The sequence below is a fragment of the Litorilituus sediminis genome (assembly GCF_004295665.1).
Taxonomy (GTDB): Bacteria; Pseudomonadota; Gammaproteobacteria; order Enterobacterales; family Alteromonadaceae; genus Colwellia; species Colwellia sediminis.
Genome location: NZ_CP034759.1, coordinates 2,344,877 through 2,366,823 on the forward strand (window position 1 = coordinate 2,344,877; position 21,947 = coordinate 2,366,823).

Genomic DNA, 21,947 nt, shown 5'->3' on the forward strand with positions numbered 1-21,947 from the left:
TTTAATCGATTTATAAAAACAGGTAGTAACACCATGGCTAAATTAAGATCTGCAACTTCCACCCAAGGCCGTAACATGGCTGGTGCGCGTGCCCTATGGCGAGCAACTGGTATGACAGATGGTGACTTTGGCAAACCTATTATTGCCGTGGTGAATTCATTTACTCAATTTGTACCTGGTCACGTTCATTTAAAAGATATGGGACAACTGGTTGCCGGTGCCATTGAAGAAGCTGGCGGTGTTGCCAAAGAATTCAATACTATTGCCGTTGATGATGGTATCGCTATGGGTCATAGCGGTATGTTATATAGCTTGCCATCACGTGACTTAATTGCTGACTCAGTAGAGTATATGGTTAATGCTCACTGCGCCGATGCCATGGTCTGTATTTCTAACTGTGACAAAATCACTCCGGGCATGTTAATGGCTGCCATGCGCCTAAATATTCCAGTAATTTTTGTTTCAGGTGGCCCGATGGAAGCAGGAAAAACTAAGCTTTCTGAGCAACTAATTAAACTTGATTTAGTTGATGCCATGATTCAAGGTGCTGATCCTGACGTATCAGACGAGCAAAGTGACCAAGTTGAGCGCTCTGCCTGCCCAACCTGTGGTTCTTGTTCAGGTATGTTCACAGCAAACTCAATGAACTGTTTGGCTGAAGCATTAGGTTTAGCCTTGCCGGGTAACGGTTCAATGCTAGCTACTCACGCCGATCGCGAGCAATTATTCTTAAAAGCGGGTAAGCAAATTGTTGAACTTACCAAGCGTTATTACCAGCAAGATGATGAAAGTGCGCTACCGCGCAACATTGCCAACAAAGATGCCATCCACAATGCTATGTGTTTAGACATTGCCATGGGCGGCTCAACCAATACTATTTTGCACTTGTTAGCCATGGCGCAAGAAGCAGAGATTGACTACACCATGAGCGATATGGACAAACTTTCTCGCGAAGTACCACAACTTTGTAAAGTGGCTCCATCTACGCCTGATTATCATATGGAAGATGTCCACCGTGCTGGTGGTGTCATCGCTATTTTAGGTGAATTAGCACGTGCCAAACTGCTAAAAATGGATGTCACTAATGTCTTAGGTACCACTTTAGCTGAACACTTAGCGCAATATGATATCAAAACCACCGAAGATGAGGCGGTGAAAAAATTCTATCGTGCCGGCCCTGCAGGTATTCGTACCACCAAAGCCTTTAGCCAAGATTGTCGTTGGGACACCTTAGATGATGACCGTGAAAACGGCTGTATTCGCTCTATCGATAATGCCTTTTCAACTGAAGGTGGCTTAGCAGTACTTTCAGGTAATATCGCCCTTGATGGTTGTGTAGTTAAAACTGCTGGTGTTAGCGATGATAACTTAACCTTTACTGGTCCTGCCCATGTATTTGAAAGCCAAGACGATGCCGTTCGAGGCATTTTAGATGGCGACGTAGTTGCCGGTGAAGTGGTGGTTATTCGCTACGAAGGTCCTAAGGGTGGTCCAGGTATGCAAGAAATGCTTTATCCAACCACCTACTTAAAATCTATGGGCTTAGGTAAAGCCTGTGCATTACTGACTGACGGTCGTTTCTCTGGCGGTACTTCAGGTTTATCTATTGGTCATGTTTCACCAGAAGCGGCTAGCGGCGGCACCATAGCGCTAGTTGAGCAAGGCGATATTATTCATATCGATATTCCAAGTCGCTCAATCAGCCTTAATGTAAGCGAAGCAGAGTTAGCGCAACGTCGCGCCAATATGGACGCCAAAGGTAAAGAAGCTTGGAAGCCAGCTGCTCGTATTCGTCCAATCAGTTACGCGCTGAAAAACTACGCAATGTTAGCGACCAGTGCCGATAAAGGTGCTGTACGTAACCGTGATTTATTAGATGGTTTAACAGAAAAGTAATTATAACATTATGAACGACCAGCAAAGCCAAGCGCTACTTGCACAACAAAACCAACAACTCGATTACCTAAGGCGGATATTATTAGCGCCTATATACGATGTTGTCGTTGAAACAGAGTTAACGCCATTAACTAAGTTGTCTAGCCGTTTAAATAATCAAATTTACTTAAAGCGCGAAGATCAACAGCCAGTACATTCATTTAAGCTAAGGGGTGCTTATAACAAGCTATCTAGCTTAACTGAAGAGCAGTGTATTCATGGCGTAATTGCCGCCTCTGCGGGTAATCACGCGCAAGGCTTAGCGTTAGCGGCAAGTAAGTTAGGCATTAAAGCCACCATAGTTATGCCAAAAACAACGCCAGATATTAAAGTAGATAATGTCCGTCGCTTTGGTGGTGAAGTACGATTGGTGGGTAATAGCTTTAATGAAGCACAAGCAGCGTCAATTGAATTTGCCGAGGCAGAAAGCAAAACCTTAATTCACCCTTTTGATGATGTTGAGGTTATCGCAGGTCAAGGCACAGTCGCCAAAGAACTATTACAGCAGCTACCCAATGCCGATGTGGTATTTGTGCCCGTTGGTGGTGGCGGCTTACTTGCTGGCATGGCGGTGTATTTAAAGCAGCTTAGCCCGAATATCAAAGTCATCGGGGTGGAAGCACAAGACTCAGCTTGTTTAAAAGCAGCACTCGATGCTGGCGAACCCGTCGATTTAGAACAAGTGGGCTTATTTGCTGATGGCGTAGCAGTAAAACGTATTGGCGAACATACCTTTGACTTAATCAAGCGTTATTGTGATCAAGTGATCACGGTAACCACAGATGAAATTTGCGCTTCAATTAAAGATATCTTTGAGCAAACTCGCGTTATTGCCGAGCCTGCTGGCGCACTGTCTTTAGCGGGCTTGCAAAAATATTGTTTACAACAGGAAGCCAATGGCGAACCGGGTGGACAATCTCTAGCAGCGGTATTATCTGGCGCTAATATGAATTTTCATAGCCTACGTTATGTATCTGAGCGCTGTGAATTAGGCGAGAAGAAAGAAGCGGTTTTAGCTGTTACTATTCCTGAAGAAAAAGGTAGCTTTAAGCGTTTTTGCCAAGCGATAGGTAATCGCGCCATCACTGAATTTAACTATCGTTATTCAGGTAAGCCAAGTGCTGATATTTTTGTCGGTGTTCGCCTTGGCGGCAGCGTGCAAGAACGTCAGCAGCTGATGCAAAGTTTAGTTAGCGCTAACTATCAAGTGCGTGACTTTACTGATAACGAACTCGCTAAATTGCATATTCGCTATATGATTGGCGGTAAAAGTGCCGAAGTAGGCAGTAAAAAACCAGAGCGTTTATTTAGTTTTGAATTTCCTGAGCACCCAGGTGCGCTAGAGAAGTTTTTAGCTGCCATGGGGGAGTTATGGAATATTACTCTATTCCACTATCGCAACCATGGCGCGGCTTTTGGTCAAGTGCTCGCTGGTTTTGAAATTAGCCCTAAAAAAGAACAAGAATTCTTCCAGCACTTAGATGCTTTAGGCTATCAATGGCAAGAAGAAACTGACAACCTCGCCTATCAAACCTTTTTAAACTAGGCTTTAAATCAAGCAAAGCCTTACCAAGCCTGCTGCTATTGTAACATTCAGCAGCAGGCTAATATCACTCAGCTTACTCGCTAAGCTATGATTAATATCAAACTAAGTTATAAATGCACGCTCGCAAAGTGAATCCTGCTTGATTGCATTAAAAGATACAAATAATATGTAGCTTATGCAAACCTGAGGTTAAATAGATTTATTGGAAACAAATGCAGCTCAATCGATATACAGATTACGGATTAAGATTATTAACTTATTTGGCAGTTTTACCTCAGGGTAAACGAGCTAGTATTGATGAAATAAGCCAAATTTACGGCTTATCAAGAAACCATGTTAATAAAATTGTCCATCAGCTGGGCAAGGATGGTGTTATTGCCACTAAGCGAGGTAAAGGCGGTGGCTTCTGCCTAGCAAAACCTGCCAATGAAATTAATCTTGCAGATATGGTGATCTTACTGGAAAAGTCCATGAAGATAATTGACTGCCAAACACCTGCTTGTCGAATATCTCCGGTGTGTCGCTTAAGTGGTGTTTTATCAGAAGCAGGCAATGCTTTTATTGACAGCTTAAAACAATATACCTTGGCTGATTTAGTACAAGATAACCACGGCGATTTAGTGCAAATATTAGAGCTGTAACTAAGGTTATAGCTTCCCCTTCCCATCTCTAAACCAAAAAAAAACACTTTAATCTACTAATCAATAGCTTAAGGAGTCTTTAACTAGTTCAAAGTTAACCAAGTTAATTGTAATTAACCGACTCTGAATTTCACCTTAAAGATACATTTGACATGCACCTTATTTAAAGATACATTTAATATGTACTTATTGGTGAGGGGAGCTACAATGAAAGCGATTCAAACTGACGTGGTTATTATTGGTGCTGGCCCTGTTGGGCTATTTCAGGTGTTTGAACTTGGCTTGCAAGGCCTTAAGGCGGTTGTCGTTGATAGCCTGACACAAGTTGGCGGCCAATGTAGTGAGTTATACCCAGATAAGCCTATCTATGATATTCCAGCCATTCCGGTAGCCAGTGCCTCAGATATTGTTAACTCACTTCAGCAACAAGCCTCCCCTTTTCAGCCTACATACCTACTTGGTCATAGAGTCGAGAACATCACTAAACGAGCAGAGCATGATTTTCTCCTGACAACCGATCAACAAGTTCAAATAGAATGCAGCGCTGTGATTATCGCCGCAGGCAATGGTTCCTTTGAGCCAGTTAAATTAAAAGTTGCAGGCATTGAGCAGTTCATAAATAAACAGCTGCACTACCATGTATCAAACATCAACACATTCCAAGATAAAGCGCTTGTTGTCCTAGGCGGCGGAGATGCGGCCTTAGATTGGGCTTTAGCTCTGCAAAAGGTGGCCGCGAGTGTAGTGCTTATCCATAGAAGTCTAAACTTTAGAGCCAGTCAAAGTAATGTTAATCAAATGCATCAACTATGTGATGAACTAAAAATGCAGTTCTTATGTGGGCAAGTAACTGACTTTAAGCAACAAGATGGCAGACTAACGTCATTAATTGTAAGCGGTAAAGATGGCGTAAAACGTACCTTAGAGCTCGAGCAATTATTAGTATGTTTTGGACAATCACCAAAAAATGGCCCAACAGCCTCTTGGGGGCTAGATATGTTCCAGCATTTAATTTGCGTTGATACCGAGAAATTTCAAACCTCCACCTCAGGTATTTATGCTGTTGGTGATTGTAATTACTACCCAGGTAAGAGAAAGCTGATTCTAAGTGGTTTTCATGAGTCTGCCTTAGCCGCTTTTGCCATCGCACAAGCACTTAACCCAGCTAAGCGCATTGCCACGCTATATACCACCACTAGCCCAGTCGTGCATAAACGCATGGGGTTAGATGCCACAGTGCCATTAAGCTACACCTAAGCTAAACCCAGCTTAGGTATCCATGCTTAGTTTAGGTTAACAAATTTTAAATTTATCGGAGTAAATCTATGAGAGCAATACCAGAAAGTTACATAAACTATAAATCCACCACAGTATTTGAGCCAAGCAATGTCCCTAAGATGTTTTTGCATCAACACAATACTAGAGCAGGTGTCTACGGCAGAATTTCAGTGTTATCTGGCGCGATTAAATTTTACGGTTTTACACAAAGGCGCGGACAGATAGAACAAGAGATCACCCTCTTAGCAGGTCAAGCAGCGGTTTCACCACCTCAGTATTGGCATAAGGTTGAGTTTTTAACTGATGATAGCCAATTTAAAGTCGATTTTTATGCCGACGCTGATTCAGAAATCGTTAAGCAAAACCTAAACGAACGCAATAACGACACGCATTAATTATTTACTCAATATTTTTAGGAAAAGATCATGGCAGATTTTCAAATTACCCACAAAAACGCTAGCACTATATCTGAACATATTGCTTATAAAATCACCCAAACCTTAAAGTTCTTACTGAATATATTTTATGGCAGCAAATACGCAAAACGCGCGGTAATATTAGAAACCATAGCAGCAGTGCCCGGTATGGTGGCAGGCATGTTTAACCACCTTAAAGCATTACGCCGCATGAAAGACGATGAAGGCTGGATCCGCGAACTACTGAGCGAAGCCGAAAATGAAAGAATGCACTTAATGATATTTTTAGACATTGCTAAACCTAGCTGGATTGAGCGCGCTTTAGTGCTTATCGGCCAAGGCGTGTTCTTAGTGGTTTATGGTTTCATCTATTTATTATCATCAAAAATTGCGCATCGAGTGGTTGGCTATTTTGAGGAAGAAGCCTGTAAGAGTTATACCGAATACCTAAACAAAATTGATAGCGGTGATGTTGAGAATATTGGCGCGCCGCAAATTGCTATTGATTACTATCAACTAGCTGCAAACGCTAAACTAAGAGACGTTATCTTGAAAATTCGTGATGATGAAGCGAAACATAGAGATCGTAATCACGGCTTTGCAGACTCATACGAAACCTGTGACTTACCTGCTCACCAACAAAAATAACACTGCTCTTTTTAACACAAGCAAACTACGCCACATAATATGGCGTAGTTTGCTCCTATTATTTCGATAAATAGCCTAGACTTCATATTACTACCTGCTAAGAGCGAACAGCAGTCGCTAAAATTTTTATATCAGTTCTGTTTTTATATCCAGCATTAAAGGCTTCCCTGATGTTCAGGAAAATGAGCATTTTGCTCATATTTGTCCTTAGACCACTTTACTAACTAGCAAATAATTTCTTAGCTAGCAAAAGGTTAGTAAATTTGATACTAATGTAGAAATTATAAAAGTGAGCGATAGCGTGGTAGAAGAATGAGCGCTTTGCGCACTATTAAATTGTTATACGCATAATCAATATTGACAATAAATTCGTAGTAAGGTGAATAAATGGATGTAAATAATTCAGCGGGACGACTTCTTAATATTTTAATGGAAGGGAAAGAAGCCAATCCAAATGAAAACTGTAAAAAAGTATGGTCAAGAATACTAAACGTGGAAGAAGACAATTCTTTTGTTCTTGTCGGTAGGATTGGGAAGGTTTTTTCATTGGTTGACAACATCTCAACTGAATTAAAAAAACTCGATAATGTTGATGTAAATAGATATATGTCTTGGACTAAATATCTAGATACTGCTTTTTCTAGGTGCAATTTAGAATCCAGCTGGAATGATTTCATAAAGCATATAAATGAGCCTGTTTTGGATTATCTGCACATGACATCAGGGATGTTATCAACTAATTGTCCTCAGCCTGTTTTGCCAAAGTCAGAATTAGACAACATTTATGATGGTGCTAAAGTTCTTATTGGTAAAATCATTGATTCCGAATTGCCTCCTAATATTAAGCAGTATTTTCTTTCACAATTACGGAAAATAATTATTGCCATAGAAGAGTATAAAATCACTGGTTCTGCTGAAGTAGTTGATATAGTTGAAGCTACATTTGGTAAAGCTGTGCTTTCAAAAGATATCATTGAAGGCAAAGATACTAACGAAGATATGGGCAATTTCTGGAAGTTTATGACAAGAACAGCTCTGATAGTATCAACAGTTGCAGGTGTTATACAGATTGCCGATTATACCGCCAAAACATTTCCTGAATTAAACTCTTCAGAAAGAGTTATAGTTTTACCCGCAAACGAATTTAAATCAGAAAAAGCGTAAATACCTAGTAAAGGCGATGGAGAAATATGAAAAAACGGAACTTTAGGGAATACCGAGTCTTAATAGCTTTTGTATTTTTTGCCTTATCTACCACCTATTATCGATTTGAAAGTATCAATGAAAAAGATGAAGTACTCGAAGACGTAAGAATAATTGCTGAAGGGCAAGCAGAAACATCAAGCTTGGTGTACTTAGAAACGAGAAATGAGCATGTCAATCTACATGTTAAAATTGATGGTATTTCCCGTGAACAAAGTGACTTCAAATTAGTGAGAAAAAAATACATTGAATTAACAAAGTCTTATGTATGTTCTAGTGACGTACTAAATAAGTATTTGTATCAAAATAAGCCAATCATAGTTGATCTTTTATCTACAAACTATACTAGCAGTCAATTTGCTAACATAATAATTACAAAGAAAACTTGCGTATAAACGGCATAATACAACTAGCTTAATCTGAAAAAAGTTAATTGGCTTTGTTTCATTACTCAACATTTTAGCCACTATAAATAGCCGCTAAATCTGGCGTTAAAAATCTGCATCTGGGACGTATGCGACTATCAGGCTTGATTAAATCCATTCGACCGAGCCTGACAGTTCAAATGAGTACACACTCGACAACACTACGCCGCAACATTCACTCCACAACAAAGTAATCAAGCCCTAGTACTTCTCTAAAAATATATTGTAAAGAAATTGGTTTGCTTTATCTGTGTATTGAGCGGTCATCATGGCTTGTTGTTCAGCTGTTTTTCGCTGGTATAAGCCGTCGGTTTTGTTTTGCTCTTGATCAGGGAAATACATTTGCGTCAGCACAGGCTCATAACCGTGTTTGCCTATTTTCATATGAATATGCGGTGTGCGTTGATCTTCCGGTTCTGCTTGGTAAGGGTAAGCACCTGGCATAACGGTTTTAAAGCGAAATTTGCCTTCTTTACCACTTTGAATAATCGCCCAAGATTGAAAGTGTTCATCTATCGGGGCATCACTATTATCATGCGGGTGATGGTACTTACCAAAACTATTCGCTTGCCATAAATCTATAGTCGCACCTTCAATAGGCTGTAAATTGGTATCTAATACTTGCCCATATATTTCTATGATAGTGCCTTTTGCTGTGCCTGATTTGCCTGCCACTTTGGTCAAATCAGCGTCTTTATCTTTTTGTGGCGTAATAGGGTAAAACGGACCTTCAGCATCTCTTGGCGTACTGGTTTGTGCATTTACACTGCCCGCTACTACCGCGCCTAAAGTTCCTAATAAGCTCTTTTTCAAAAACGCACGACGATTATCAGCTTTCATTGCAATTCACCTTTTTTATTTGCTTGAATGATGAAAAAGCCTAGTAATTGCCGGTAAATATGTCCTATAAAAAATCTATTTTTTACAAAAATAGAAATATTTTAGTTTTTTAAAGCAATGAAGTTACTCGAACCATTAAATATTTTAAATTATCATTCAAGAAGTTATAAACCATTAACATATTATGTCATTAGTTTATATTTTAGCCAAAGCTATTTACAAATGGACTAGTTAAATCATGCAATGGCAGCAATTAACAACACTGCAAAAAGCACTCTTTATTATTGCAATATCTCTTGTCGTACCCTTTGCACCTGAGTTTATTTTTTTAGCTGACCTTGGTGGCATTGAACTCGTATTTGGCTTTTTAGTACTTTATTACCAGCCACAACTTATTTGGTTAAAAAACAAAATTAATGCTGGCTTAAAAACAGTCAAACTTATTAAACAGGCTTGTGCGCATAGCCCTCTTAATCAAAGCACAAACTTTGTCACCCTTTCTAGCTGCTCTGCCATTGCGTTGTATATAACTGGCTCAATGTTTTTTTCATTAGTACTTTGGCTACCATTACTACTACTTAATAGTGCAGTTGTTTAACTCATAACTTTGAACATAAAACTTAACACCTATAAAAGCTGCACTAGCAAGCACAAAACTTATAAGCTACGCACCTACAATTTTGCCGCTCAATTAAGAAAAACTATAATTTTTTGCCAAATAATTGAAAAAATACGTTCGAATCGGCCTATTTGAACGACAAAACAGCTAAGTTCACGCAAATTTCCTCTTAAAACGATAAGTTGAAAAGAGGATTGCCATGACTCATTTAGTTTACGAGAAAAACACCTATACCAAGATTGCCGGTTTAACTTACGCAATCATTATTATTATCGCGACATTCCCACCCCTTATTTTTGATATGGGCGCATTACTGAAAACACCCAATGCCGCTGATAACATTATCGGACAAGAAGGTACTTTTAGGCTCGCGCTTACCGTTGAATTCATCATGTTTGTTTTGGTCATGGTGCTATCTTGGGCGCTGTACGTTTTACTTAAACCAGTAAATAAAAACCTCGCCTTGTTTGGCCTTATTTTCCGTTTTGGCGAAGCATTACTAGGTTGCGTAGTGATAATGCTCTACCTTGGTATTTTGTTACTATTAAGCTCAAACGAGTACCTACAAGCGATTGAACCAGCACAATTACAAGCACTCGCGTATTTTTTCCTTAAGCTGACAGGCATTGGTTTTTACATCTTACTCTTGATCATGGGTATTGGCGGCATTGCCTTTTGTTACTTGTTTTATGTCTCTCGTTATATTCCCAAATTCTTATCTATATGGGGAATTATTACCTACGCATCTATGGTGATTTACGGCTTAATTAATATCGCAATACACGATGCAGCAAAAGAGTTGGCTTATGCTATGGCACCCGGCGCTCTATTTGAGCTAATCATAGGGTTATGGCTGATGTTTAAAGGGATCAGTAGAAAACAAGCACAAGTATCTGCTTCGAACTAGTCATGCAATTTTATCGAATTAATTCGTGCAAATAGGCCCATTTGAACGACAACACCCATAAATTTAGCGATATTTGCTAACACTTTACACAAATAGAGAGACAAGATGACAACAGTAACACAAAGCAATCAGCAACAATTTTACGCCAGACTTGCTGGCTTATCTTACGTTATTTTTACCATTGCCGGCTTGATCAATAACTTTCTATTAAATGCTCGTCTGTCAAAAGTAGAAGCGCTTAATGTCACAGGGATATTTGCTAATGAAATGCAATTTCGCTTAAGCATTTTAGCAGAAACCATTATGTTTCTTGCAGTGGTTATGGCGTCAGTATCATTTTATTTTGTCTTTAAATCAGTGCATAAACAGCTAGCACAAACAGCCTTATGCCTTAGATTAGTCGAAGTCATTATTGGCAGTATCGCCGTGGTGATCAGTATCGCTATGCTGGCATTAACAAGTAAAAGCTTTTTACTCGACACGGTTAACCTAGAACAAATACGTACCCTAGTTGCCATTGCCGCAAGCTTTAGAGTTCCTGCGTATGAATACAGTTGGATATTTATGGGCTTTGCAGGTGTTATTACTTTCTATCTATTTTTCCAAACTCGCTTTATACCAAGAGCTTGGTCAATTTGGGGCATGATTACTTATACCAGCTTGATATTGTACCCGGTAGCAAAACTACTAATACCTGAGCTACCTCGCGAGGCTATGTTCGTGCTTTTCCCTGGGGCTCTATTTGAATTAGGCGTAGGCATTTGGTTGTTAATTAAAGGCATTAATAACGTAAATAAAACTGCAGTTGTTCATAACCAAGCAATCACAGCCAGCTAATAACAAGTAGCACGTAGCAAAACTATCGGGTTGACCCTAGCTAGATTCATTTGCCAATTAAATTTATACTTTTACGGCAACATAAGAAAGCTACGCTGGTAAATAAATGGTCAACCTGTTACCCACAATCATATATTCCTGCATGATAGGAATGGCAATTCTCGCTTTACTAGAGGTTTTCAAACGCCCCAATGAGCGACAAAATCTATTCCTCAAAGGGCTATTGATTTTATTGCTGGTGCATTTAGCCGGCGAGCTTTTAATTTATTCAGGCGCTTATATTTATGCGCCTGTGCTAGCAGGCATGCAACTGCCTTTTCAAGTGTTAATGGGGCCTGCGCTTTATTTTTATGCGCATGCAAGCATGTCAGCAGATAAGCGAATAGATAAACACACTTATGCCTTAGCGTTTTCTGGACCAATTATCGTCATCGTAGCCATGCTGCCCTTTATTTTTATGATGTCTCCTGCTGAAAAGCTGGCACTTGCTGATCCTGCCACCCGAGACCCTGAGTTGTGGAAAATTGCTGTCGCTACCTGCTTATTTACCACCTTAGTTTTTATTGTCTTCACCTTTTTATTTTTAGTGATGGCATTAAAACTTCATAGTTCGCATCAACAACAACTTATGGAGCGCTTTTCAGAAATAGAGCAAAGCTCTTTAGCTTGGTTTAAACCAATATTACTGATTTGGGGGCTCGCATGGTTAATGTATGCCGTTGAATTTTCTTTAGGTGCCTTAGGGTGGTTTTGGTTTGGCTCAGGCGTGGTGTTACCTATTTTTGAAGCAATCGTTTTAGCCATGTTTATACAGCAAGCGCTAAGTCAAAAAGTACTATTGGAGTCTGAAAAAGGCGTGCCGCAAGCAAGCCAAACCAGAACATCAGCACTAAGTACCGAGAAAATGCAGCAAATAGCTACCAAACTTGAGCATGCCATGACAGATGAAAAACTGTTTTTACAAGACAACTTATCATTAAACAAATTATCAGAATCGATTGCTGAAACGGAAAACCATATTTCTGAAACCTTGTCTCAGTTTTTAAATACCAAGTTTTTCCAGTTTGTTAATGGTTTTAGAATTGAAGAAGCAAAGAAAGCTCTGCAAGATACCGACAAGTTAATTACCACCATTGCCTATGATGTTGGCTTTAATTCTAAATCAACCTTCAACACTGCCTTTAAAAAAGTGGTTGGCTACACACCTTCAGCGTATAGAAGTTCACTTAGTAAAAACCAGTAAGTTGAATGTGATGATACATGCGATTCGATACATGCTAACAAGGCAAGCATGTATCGACAGAATCTGATTAACCAGTAGTAAAGTCAGTAAAAGTTGCTACACTCTCAAGTTCTTCTACTTCAACCTTATCAACTACGGCTTTTTCTGAGCCAATATGAAGCCAAGCAATCAGTTGTTCAATGTCCGCTTGCTCGCCACAAGCAATCACTTCAACATTGCCATTGGCTAAATTGATTGCTTGGCCTGTTAAACCAAGTTCAATGGCTTTTTTCTGCGTGTTAGCGCGAAACCAAACGCGTTGCACTTTGCCGCTAACAATGGCTTTTATTTGCTTAGTAGTCATTTAAATATCTGTAACTTATATGATAAATGCGAATTATGTTAGCTATTATACGCTGAAGTTAACCACATAACCCACATTCATTTGCTATTCAACTTAGGGCGTGTTCAGGCTAATCACTACGATGTGGGAAACTAAACGCCTGTTCGGTTATTAACTTACCTGAGCCATCTCGGGGTGTGGTAAAAAACTCAACCGACAGTTCATCGTTATCATTATCATTATCTAGTGCTAAGTGAGCAAAGCCCCAAACAAAGCTTTTTGACCAAAGTAATTCATACTGTGGGTAAGTCGCTTCTTGGTATCGAGCAAATGGCGAATGCTTACCGCGCATTTTCGATGCCGCGCCACTAATAATAAGCGGTAACGGTTGCTTACCCTTTGCTTTTGGGTAAAGCGAACAGTCATCACTAAGAAGTTCTAAATCATGTTCATGGCCCGCAACATAAGCATCGGCGTATTGGCAAAGCGTTGGCATAATCAGCTTTCTGAGCACATGCCCTTCGCTATACTTAGTACCACCAATGGACCACAAAATATGATGACCGTAAACAATCTTCCATTTAGCCGTTGATTGTGCCAAACCTTGCTTTAACCACGCCAGTTGTGCTTTATCTTCACCATTTTGTGGCCCTTCATGTGGTTCGTGTACTTCTAACTCGGCACTGCCATTAGCCAATGCGGTTTCAAGATCGCCTTCACTACCATCTGGGTTAAGTGGTACTTCATAAAAGTGCTGACCTGATAACAGCATATTCGTATCTAATACAAAGAATTCTACCTCATTGCCCGGTTCGCCAATGATATAGCTGTAATAGCCTTGCTCGCCCATATAAAACTGCTTTTGCTTAGCCATCCAAGCTTGTTGCAACGCGACCCCTTTACGTGATGACTTCCAGTCATGATTACCAAGTGCTGAATAGACAACAAGCTCAGGTTGCTGCTTAAATAGCGGCTTAAGTGGTGCAAAAATCAAATCATCCATACGCTTTTGATCATCCTTGCCATCATTGGCATCGGCACCATCAGGGTAAACGTTATCACCCAATTGAATAGCAAAGTCGCAATCTCGTTGCTCGCATAGTGCGGCCATGGCTAAACCTACCGCCTGTGCGCCACCTTGTTCCGTGGCAATATTAGTATTGGGATAAACATAAATGGGCGCGTGATCAAATTCAGCCATAGGGCGATAATCTTCCAGCCAATCCTGTTTTTCTTTTTCAATAAACTCAGCCTTATTTAGAGGATTGTTAATATGCTTAGTTTTAGGGTAATCAACATGATAGCCACCATCACCAAAGGCTAAAAAGTGAATGTTCTGCTGACCTTTTGCGTGAGAGGCTTGTGACACTTCATCTTGTTGCGCAGATTGGCAAGCCGTTAATGACGCAACTAAAGTTAAAGCAGCTGTGGTTAAAACAAAAGTTGTTGTTAATTTCTTCATGGTATAGTTCTCAAAAGCGCAAGTTACCTAGCACTTGCGCTTTATTGTGCTGATAACTTGTTTACAGTGAGTTAATGGTGAAACCTAACTCGAATGAGCGGCCATATTCTTCATATTGATAGTTATAACGGCTGCTACCATGATAGAGATACATAGGCTCATCCGTTAAATTAACCGCGTTAAAGTACACCTGCATGGTATTGTTGATAAAATACTTAGCAGTGAAGTCAACCTGAGTGTGCGTGTCTTCATACACCGAAGCATCATTATCATCAAACTGGAAGCTTTCACTTTTGTAGGTAGTACTTAAGCGGGCACTAAAGTGATTATTTTCATAACCTAACATGAGGTTTGCTACCGTATCAGCCTGATTTGGTAAGGTATCATCAGTATCAACAAAGGTACCGTTAGCACTAACAAATAAACCTGATTGGAAGTTTTTAGTCCACGCTAACTCTAAGCCAGTAAGCGATGCTGAGCCGCCATTGATTGGCTGAATAACTTCATCATAGCCATCCCATTCACCATTATCTTGCACCTCAGCTTTTAAAATATAGTTATCAATATCTTTATAGAAAACACCAGCAGAAAGCACGCCAATATGGCCTGGATAATACTCAATTGAAAAGTCTAAGTTATCTGATTCATACGGGTCTAACTCAGGGTTACCTACTTCAGCTTTTCGTTCAGTTTCTACGTTGCCATCATCTTCGCTTATTTCACTTTCAATTAGCTGATAAGCCGCTGAATCACCAAATTCTGGGCGCGCTATAGTTTGCGTGTAGGCAAAGCGAGCAACTAAGTGTTCAGACACGTTGTATCTAACATTTAGGCTCGGCAACACATGATGATAATCTTTGCTCACCTGCCATGGAGAGATGACCACCTGCTCTTCATCGTTAACTTCGTCTTTAATTAACTCTACCTTGTTACCTTGTGTATCAAAGCTGGTGCCTTCATAACGTACACCCGTAATAATACGCCAGTCATTAATATCTAATGTCACCATGGCATAAGCTGAGGTAACATCTTCATTACTGACAAAGCTACCACCTTGGCTATCAATACGAGAATCTTGCTCGTTAATGTCAAAACTGGCGCGGTTAGCCATAACAAATTGATTTAATGAACCCTGTTGAATACCTGGGCCAAAGTTACCTAAATTGTAGCCTGGCGCTGATGCTGAAAACTGCTGTGCTGTTACATCATCAAAGCCGCCATCGTATATAGTTACATCGGCACGATTAAACTTTTCGCGCGCTTGATGTTTTACACCAAACTTAAATTGACCATTGTGGTTTTGCCAAACAAAATCGCGGCTAACATCGACTTTAATGCTAAGCTCTTCATCTTCTGAGAGATTATTCTCATAAGTAATTTCATCCATAGCAAAATTGTTTAAATCGTGGGCATCACTTGCTTGCGTTAATGCAGGAACAGCACCGGTAGATAAATACCCTAATGCAAGATCTTCACCAGCAAAAGCAACATCAATACGATTAGGCTCAGACTCACTTGATTTTGAATAACCTAAATCATATTCCAGCAACCAATGACTAAACTGATTTTCACCACCCAGTACTAATGACAGTATTTCCTGCTCTTCAAATCTATCTTTGGTATCACGCTCCATTTCAGCATCATAAAATTGTGCTGATGAGTCTGTATAAGATGATAAATCTATCGCGCCTTTATCAAACTTATATTGATTACGTAAACGATACTCATCATCAGAGAAACGGCTGTATAAGGTTCTAAAATAATATTTATCTGTCGCTGAAGTATGTAAGTCAAAGTTTAACGCAGCCCCTAAACGTTCACGGGTTATTTGATAATAACGTTGCTCAATTTCTTCTGCTGAGAACACTTCAACATCATCACCTGTTTCTGCATCTTCAAACTCAAACTCTGCCCAACCGCCATCAGTCTCAATATTATGAGAGCCAAAGGTACGCTCAAACCAAGAAACCGCAGTCGCGACGCCAAGCTGAGCACCTGAAGACAATTCAAAAATATCGGTAAAACTGCCTGAAAGCTTAGGGCTAGTATCTTCCATTAATTCGTTATAAGAGCCTTGAATGGTTGCGCTATAGCTTTGCCCTTGGCGATCAAAGGCGCTTAAACTTTTCACCTCAATTGAACCACCAACTGCGCTGGCATCCATATCAGGCGTTACGGTTTTGCTCACTTCTAAGCTTTGAATAAGCTCAGACGGAATAACATCCATGGCAACGCTACGAACACCAGACTCTGGCGATGGCACATTAACGCCATTAATAGTGACATTATTTAAATTTGGGTCGATACCACGAATGGTAACAAAGCGCCCTTCCCCTTGGTCGCGTTGAATAGAAATACCCGGTAGGCGCTGCAGTGCCTCGGCGGCATTTTGATCTGGCGATTGACCTATGGTATCAGCACTGACCACTGACATCAGATTATCAGCATTTTTCTGCCTGTTAATTGCGCCAGCTTGTCCGGCACGTTGACCATAAACAATGATGTTATCCATGGCATCTTTGTTATCACCAATAACAAATATCTGATTGCTATCTGTCGCAGTGACTTTGATGCGTTTCTGTGTTTTTGGCACACCTAAATAAACAATCTCTAAGGTATAGTCGCCCTCAGGTAAGTTATTAAAAGAAAATGAACCGTCACGCTGAGAAACTGCGATTAAATTCAACTCTTTAATACGTACTTTAGCGCCTTCAAAGTACACGGTATTAGATGCATCTGTGATGCGGCCAGAGAAGTTACTTTCTGCAGCAAAGCTATGACTGCTAAATAAAGCGGCGCTACAGGCGATCGCCAAAGCAGAGTATTGAAAACGTTGCCAGGAATTTTTTGTCGTCATTATAGTTACTCATTGATGATTTAAATGAGCTAGTGATGCTCTCTTTCACTAGCGAAATTATTTTTCTGGCGACAAAAGTACTCAGTGAAGATGACAATAATATTTCACTGATTTTCCAATAGCTTAAGAAATCGAGCAAAAATGGTATTTATCGATAACTTTCCTAGCTGAATGAGCTAATTTGACCCCCTGTTTTTTCCTTAAAATAAGATGAAACTATGGCTTCCGCTGAGGTTACACCTGAACAAGTGTAAAAAAACTGTCACTGTGGTGAGCTAATATGACTTTCCTAAGGTGGCAGTTGCCTCTTAAGCTAATAAAAAATTATCCCATAAAGTTTTGCTATGAATTTTTCATTTTTACAATTACATCGGCATTTATTCGTTATTTTGGCGATAAGCATCATTGCCGTTATTGCAACGGCCTTTAGTTTAGGTACGCTCAAGCCCTACGCTGAATTAGATTTTTTTGATGCCGCTGGTGAAGGTGGTATCACCTTAATGACCTTAATTTGGATTTTCTTTACCTTAGCGAGCAGACCTTCCGGCAGGGTAACTAAGCTGCTTTTTATCGGCTTAACCTTTATGCATATCTCTATGTTGCTCGACTTTCTCGATGAATTTATTCGCTATCCAGAAGGGCATGCGTGGCTAACCACCATTGAATCATTACCGGCACCAATTGGCATGGTGATAATGTCTTGGGCTTTGTATCAATGGCACCAAGAGCAAAATGCCATCAACAAACAATTAAGGCGCTCAGAGCGTTTTTATCGCGAACATAGTTTGATTGATTTCACCACAGGCCTTTATAGCGCCGAATATATGAAGAACCAAATCAAAAATGAACTTGTTACTAGCAAGGCGCAGCACAGCTCTTTCTCATTATTTATGTTAGATATCAGACAGTTTTCATACTTTAATTTACATTACGGCTATGAGCATGGTGATAGCTTGCTTAGGGAAGTAGCACAGCTTATTCAAATGAATATACGCGATGGCGATCTAGCTTGTCGCTACGCCAGCGATCGTTTTATTGTTTTAATGCCTAATACGGATAAAAAGACCGCACAAGAAATCGCCCAACAAACCAAGCAAGCAATAGAACACTTAGCGTATAAGTCAGGTAACAGCAGCCAAGCAATTTACCCCAATATCATTATCTGTAGTCATCAATATCGCGGCTGGCATAGTTATCAAGAAGTTCTTGCCGATATCAATCAGCATTTATTCACTGCTAAACAAGATAATGCTGCACAGCTTAGGCAGTTAAGCGCATGACGCCATTTTTTGAGCAAGATGATAAAGTGCTTAACAGCCAATTATTGGTTATCTTGCTCGTTGATATTGCCAAACAACGTGGTGTTCATCCTGACAAACTACTCAAAGGCACTAAGCTATTTTATGCTGACTTATTTAAGGAAAAAAAGGCCATTTCGCAGCAACAGTTTGCCAAACTTATTAACAATACCACTAAGCTGTTAAACCATGCTGACATACCATTTCTGCTAGGAAGCAGACTTTTCCCAACACAATTAGAGCAAATGGGTGCAATTTTGATGAATGCCCGCAACCTGCTCGATATGCTGCGCATTATCCGTTGCTATCAACAGCAGATATTTCCTTATATGTTCGTTACGCAAAAACAACATAACCAACATCATCATTTATTTTTTAATCACGCTATTAGCCATGAACAACCCAGATATCAACAATTTATGTTTGAGTTTTTGGCCAGTTTGTTAGTGTGTGCGCTAAAGTGGCGCTTAAAGGAAATGCCTAAATTTCAGATTGTCTTTCCCTATGCGCAACCAGAACATATAGAGCAGTATCAAGCGTACCTTGGCAATAACTATCATTTCATCACAACAACTTCGTCTCGCTTATTTTTTAACGAAACAGCAAAGCAGCTTAACTACTTATATGTCTCTATCGCCTCTAATATTTTGCTTACGCCTTTTGCCGAATATAACAGTGCCATTAAGCGTCACTATATCAACCAGTTATCTAACCTAGAAACGCGTGTCGGTTTAATACAATACGTACAAGGGTTAATCGCCAAGAATATTGCCAAAAAAGCACCGGTAAACCTTGATTACATCGCTAATGCAATGCACATGAGTACAGCAACCCTGAAACGTAAACTGGCAAGCCATAATACTAGCTACCAACAGTTATTAGATCACTACCGGCAGCAACAGGCAATATTTCAGCTATCTCAACAAGGCTTAAGCAATGATAAAGTCGCTGATGCCTTAAACTTCTCCGACACCACTAACTTTCGCCGCTCATTCAAACGCTGGACTGGCGTAACACCTAGCGCTTTAAAGCAAAGCTTTGCCTCGATTAAATAAGTCTTCACCGCGATACATTAGCGAGCAACAATACTGCTAAGCAAGCCTAACTCTTTAAAACCTAAGCGCTTATATAGGTGCAGCCCGGCTTGTGACGCTTGCAATGTTAGCCAAGAGCACTGTTTGTCTTTGGCTTGCTGTAACAGAAACTGCATCAAGGCATCAGCAACACCACGTTTACGATAGTTAGGCGCAGTACCTAGTTGATGAATACCTAAGGTATCGCCGGTTTGAAAAGCAATCGCAGTGCCAGCAATTTCACCTTCAAGGTAATACGCGATGATACTGGCATTAGGGTTACTCGTTAGCTGCTGAATAACAGCATCATCAATATCATAAGCAAACGCCTCACTACAGGCCTGCGTCCACGATTTAGTATTCCCCGTTAGCACTTCAATATTTGCACTTGCCATCGTCTTGCTTGGTAACTGCACGTCATTAAGATTAAGGCTCATAATAACCAATTGACTTTTAAGCTGATTAAACTTTTCGCTCAATACCTTCGAGGTATCAGCCACTGTCGCAAATACTTTATCTTGTTCAATCACTTGATTATTGAGCTGCGGCGCAAAAGCAAAGTCAGCCTGCCATTGTTTATTAGGCCAAGAGCCGTGGGTAAAAACACCACCTATTTTCTCAGCACCTAAAGCGTGCCAATAACCATGTAAATTCTCTAAATTCTTTTGTAATTCCATAGCTTTCATTTTACTCCCTATTAATCAAAATAATGCCAATAATCAGTAAAACTGTGCCGATAAGCTTAGTCATAGATATTGTGCTCGTTGGGCTATTAAACAAGCCAAAATGACTGATAACCATAGCCAGTACTAGCTGACCTGTTAATGCGTAGCTCATCATATTGCCAACCCCCATTTTAGGGATCAAAAAATAAAAGCTCGCCACACCAATAACGCTAAAAACAAATGAAAACCATAAATACCAAGGGATATTTGTTAGCGGTCTTAATTGACTCACCTGCGCTGGAATCATTGTCGTCGAATCTACAGCAATGGGTTTATATAAAGCGATAAATAAGGTAATTGCACCAACAAGTAAAAAACTGGTAAAAAAGGCATAGCTAGTGGCTAACAAGCTGTTATTAAGCAACTGACCTAACCTAGCATTCATCGCCGCTTGAATAGCAATGCTAGCTCCTGCAACTAAAGCTAACACCATCAAGTAATTCATAAACTTACCACCAACTCATCTGTGGTTAATCTATGCTTAGCTCGAGAGGCTGCATGATCATCGTGCGCTCTAACACCAACAGGACATAAAATGGCCGCGCTTAAGCCTATATCATTTAGCCCTAATGCCTGATTAATGCCATTGACATCAAAGCCTGTCATAGGGCAAGCATCAATGCCATTGGCGGCAGCAAAGGTAAGCAAGGTACCTAAAGCAATATAACATTGCTGCTGAGCAAATTGGCTTTGCCCTGTGCTATCACGCGATAGCAAGTCAGCCTCAAGCTGTGTTTGATAGGCAGCCAAATCACTTGCTTGCGCATTTTGACTTTGTGCTAATGATGTAATGAAGCTTTCGGTATCAGATTGAGTTAACTTAGTTTTATGAGCAAGTAGCAACAAATGAGAGCAGTTTGCTACCTTGTCCTGCCCGTAACTATGAGGTAAGCAAGCCTGTTTCATAGCATCACTACTAACCACAATAAGTTGGTATGGCTGAATACCATAAGCTGAAGGTGCTAAACGAACACTTTCCACTAAACCTGCTAATTGCTGATTGGTTAATTGTTCGTTTGAAAATTTCTTTACTGCGTAACGCCAGTTTAATGCTTCAATGATCGACATAATGTTGCTCCCGCTAAGTTTTGATAACACTAGTTTAGGGAAAGCATTTAGCCCATTCATTTACATATGTTGATAAATTAAATTAATTACTCAGTTTTTAGTTCTTTCTTGATCCTGCTGAGTTGTGTTGCAGTAATGCCTAGATAACTGGCAACATGATATTGAGCAAGCCGAGGCAAAATATCAGCAAAGTCGGCTAAAAACTTCAAATAACGCTCTTTTGCTTCAAACTGTAAGAAACCTATTTCCTTCGGTTCTTTCTCTAATAGCCAATGGGTTTCTAAATAATTGATATGAAACTGCATTAAATCAGCATTATTTAACATCGCCTGACGATAAGCCCGATGATCAATTTCAACCAACTGGCAATCTTCAAGCGCCTGCACAGCCAACCAACTTGGCTCATTCTTTAGCAATGCGGTCATACAACCAGGAAAACGCCCTTGGGCAAAAAAGTTCTTATTGTACTCATTGCCTTGCTCATCCAACACATAAGCCCTAACTAGCCCTTGGTGCAAAAAAGCAAAGCTAGTAGGCACGGCGCCAATAGCATAAATCACCTCACCTTTTTTCACAGACGTCACCTTACAGCAAGCTTTGTAAG

General features: G+C 40.1%; 22 protein-coding genes. 14 read left to right on the top strand and 8 right to left on the bottom strand.

What is annotated here, in order from left to right; all coding sequences use genetic code 11:
• Positions 1-33: 33 nt before the first annotated feature.
• The 8 genes from ilvD (at position 34) to EMK97_RS10480 (ending at position 8,062) form a co-directional block, all read left to right on the top strand.
• Positions 34-1,896: a dihydroxy-acid dehydratase gene (gene ilvD / locus EMK97_RS10445; RefSeq protein WP_130601922.1), complete on the top strand. Its 1,863-nt coding sequence runs from the start codon at positions 34-36 to the stop codon at positions 1,894-1,896.
• Between the two features lie 10 nt (positions 1,897-1,906).
• Entirely contained in the window at positions 1,907-3,481 is a 1,575-nt protein-coding gene (ilvA, locus tag EMK97_RS10450) for a threonine ammonia-lyase, biosynthetic (RefSeq protein WP_130601924.1), read from the top strand.
• A gap of 212 nt (positions 3,482-3,693) precedes the next feature.
• Complete coding sequence (locus EMK97_RS10455; RefSeq protein WP_130601926.1) at positions 3,694-4,122, top strand: Rrf2 family transcriptional regulator; 429 nt, start codon at positions 3,694-3,696, stop codon at positions 4,120-4,122.
• Between the two features lie 207 nt (positions 4,123-4,329).
• A complete protein-coding gene (locus EMK97_RS10460) occupies positions 4,330-5,379 on the top strand; it encodes an NAD(P)/FAD-dependent oxidoreductase (protein ID WP_130601928.1) in 1,050 nt (349 codons plus the stop codon).
• 68 nt (positions 5,380-5,447) lie between these two features.
• Positions 5,448-5,795, top strand: coding sequence for a TehB family protein (locus EMK97_RS10465; protein ID WP_130601930.1), 348 nt, complete (start codon positions 5,448-5,450; stop codon positions 5,793-5,795).
• Between the two features lie 30 nt (positions 5,796-5,825).
• The gene (locus tag EMK97_RS10470; RefSeq protein WP_130601932.1) at positions 5,826-6,464 is read left to right on the top strand and encodes an alternative oxidase; all 639 of its coding nucleotides are present in this window, start codon (positions 5,826-5,828) and stop codon (positions 6,462-6,464) included.
• Between the two features lie 387 nt (positions 6,465-6,851).
• A complete protein-coding gene (locus EMK97_RS10475) occupies positions 6,852-7,628 on the top strand; it encodes a hypothetical protein (RefSeq protein ID WP_130601934.1) in 777 nt (258 codons plus the stop codon).
• A 26-nt stretch (positions 7,629-7,654) separates the two neighbouring features.
• On the top strand, positions 7,655-8,062 hold the full coding sequence (locus EMK97_RS10480) for a hypothetical protein (protein ID WP_130601936.1): 408 nt from the start codon (positions 7,655-7,657) through the stop codon (positions 8,060-8,062).
• A gap of 231 nt (positions 8,063-8,293) precedes the next feature.
• Here the strand turns inward: EMK97_RS10480 and EMK97_RS10485 are convergent, their stop codons facing one another.
• Entirely contained in the window at positions 8,294-8,932 is a 639-nt protein-coding gene (locus EMK97_RS10485) for a dioxygenase family protein (protein ID WP_130601938.1), read from the bottom strand.
• Positions 8,933-9,170: 238 nt separating this feature from the next.
• On the opposite strand from EMK97_RS10485, the gene EMK97_RS10490 reads away from it, so the two are divergent.
• The 4 genes from EMK97_RS10490 to EMK97_RS10505 all read left to right on the top strand — a co-directional run bounded on the left by EMK97_RS10490 (position 9,171) and on the right by EMK97_RS10505 (position 12,538).
• Positions 9,171-9,530 (top strand): hypothetical protein, encoded by a 360-nt coding sequence (locus tag EMK97_RS10490; protein ID WP_130601940.1) that lies wholly within the window; start codon positions 9,171-9,173, stop codon positions 9,528-9,530.
• A 220-nt stretch (positions 9,531-9,750) separates the two neighbouring features.
• Positions 9,751-10,458, top strand: a complete 708-nt coding sequence (locus tag EMK97_RS10495; RefSeq protein WP_130601942.1) for a DUF4386 domain-containing protein — start codon at positions 9,751-9,753, stop codon at positions 10,456-10,458.
• Positions 10,459-10,563: 105 nt separating this feature from the next.
• Positions 10,564-11,295, top strand: coding sequence for a DUF4386 domain-containing protein (locus tag EMK97_RS10500; RefSeq protein WP_130601944.1), 732 nt, complete (start codon positions 10,564-10,566; stop codon positions 11,293-11,295).
• A gap of 151 nt (positions 11,296-11,446) precedes the next feature.
• A complete protein-coding gene (locus tag EMK97_RS10505) occupies positions 11,447-12,538 on the top strand; it encodes a helix-turn-helix transcriptional regulator (RefSeq protein ID WP_246028757.1) in 1,092 nt (363 codons plus the stop codon).
• Between the two features lie 67 nt (positions 12,539-12,605).
• On the opposite strand, the gene yccX is transcribed toward EMK97_RS10505, so the two are convergent.
• The 3 genes from yccX to EMK97_RS10520 form a co-directional block, all read right to left on the bottom strand.
• Positions 12,606-12,881 carry an acylphosphatase gene (yccX, locus tag EMK97_RS10510; protein WP_130601948.1) on the bottom strand — a complete coding sequence of 92 codons (276 nt, stop codon included), beginning with the start codon at positions 12,879-12,881 and terminating at the stop codon, positions 12,606-12,608.
• Between the two features lie 109 nt (positions 12,882-12,990).
• Entirely contained in the window at positions 12,991-14,322 is a 1,332-nt protein-coding gene (locus tag EMK97_RS10515) for a metallophosphoesterase (RefSeq protein WP_130601950.1), read from the bottom strand.
• Positions 14,323-14,383: 61 nt separating this feature from the next.
• On the bottom strand, positions 14,384-17,179 hold the full coding sequence (locus tag EMK97_RS10520; RefSeq protein ID WP_130601952.1) for a TonB-dependent receptor: 2,796 nt from the start codon (positions 17,177-17,179) through the stop codon (positions 14,384-14,386).
• A gap of 344 nt (positions 17,180-17,523) precedes the next feature.
• Here EMK97_RS10520 and EMK97_RS10525 point away from each other — a divergent pair, with 344 nt between their 5' ends.
• Both EMK97_RS10525 and EMK97_RS10530 read left to right on the top strand, forming a co-directional pair.
• Positions 17,524-18,459 (top strand): GGDEF domain-containing protein, encoded by a 936-nt coding sequence (locus EMK97_RS10525; protein WP_130601954.1) that lies wholly within the window; start codon positions 17,524-17,526, stop codon positions 18,457-18,459.
• The gene (locus EMK97_RS10530; RefSeq protein WP_130601956.1) at positions 18,456-19,532 is read left to right on the top strand and encodes a helix-turn-helix domain-containing protein; all 1,077 of its coding nucleotides are present in this window, start codon (positions 18,456-18,458) and stop codon (positions 19,530-19,532) included. Before EMK97_RS10525 ends, EMK97_RS10530 begins: the two co-directional genes overlap by 4 nt.
• A gap of 17 nt (positions 19,533-19,549) precedes the next feature.
• Here the strand turns inward: EMK97_RS10530 and EMK97_RS10535 are convergent, their stop codons facing one another.
• The 4 genes from EMK97_RS10535 to EMK97_RS10550 form a co-directional block, all read right to left on the bottom strand.
• Complete coding sequence (locus EMK97_RS10535; RefSeq protein WP_130601958.1) at positions 19,550-20,236, bottom strand: GNAT family N-acetyltransferase; 687 nt, start codon at positions 20,234-20,236, stop codon at positions 19,550-19,552.
• Position 20,237: 1 nt separating this feature from the next.
• On the bottom strand, positions 20,238-20,720 hold the full coding sequence (locus EMK97_RS10540; RefSeq protein ID WP_130601960.1) for a DMT family transporter: 483 nt from the start codon (positions 20,718-20,720) through the stop codon (positions 20,238-20,240).
• Positions 20,717-21,343: a nitroreductase family protein gene (locus tag EMK97_RS10545; protein ID WP_130601962.1), complete on the bottom strand. Its 627-nt coding sequence runs from the start codon at positions 21,341-21,343 to the stop codon at positions 20,717-20,719. Before EMK97_RS10545 ends, EMK97_RS10540 begins: the two co-directional genes overlap by 4 nt.
• A gap of 86 nt (positions 21,344-21,429) precedes the next feature.
• Entirely contained in the window at positions 21,430-21,918 is a 489-nt protein-coding gene (locus EMK97_RS10550) for a Crp/Fnr family transcriptional regulator (RefSeq protein ID WP_246028758.1), read from the bottom strand.
• Positions 21,919-21,947: the final 29 nt, after the last annotated feature.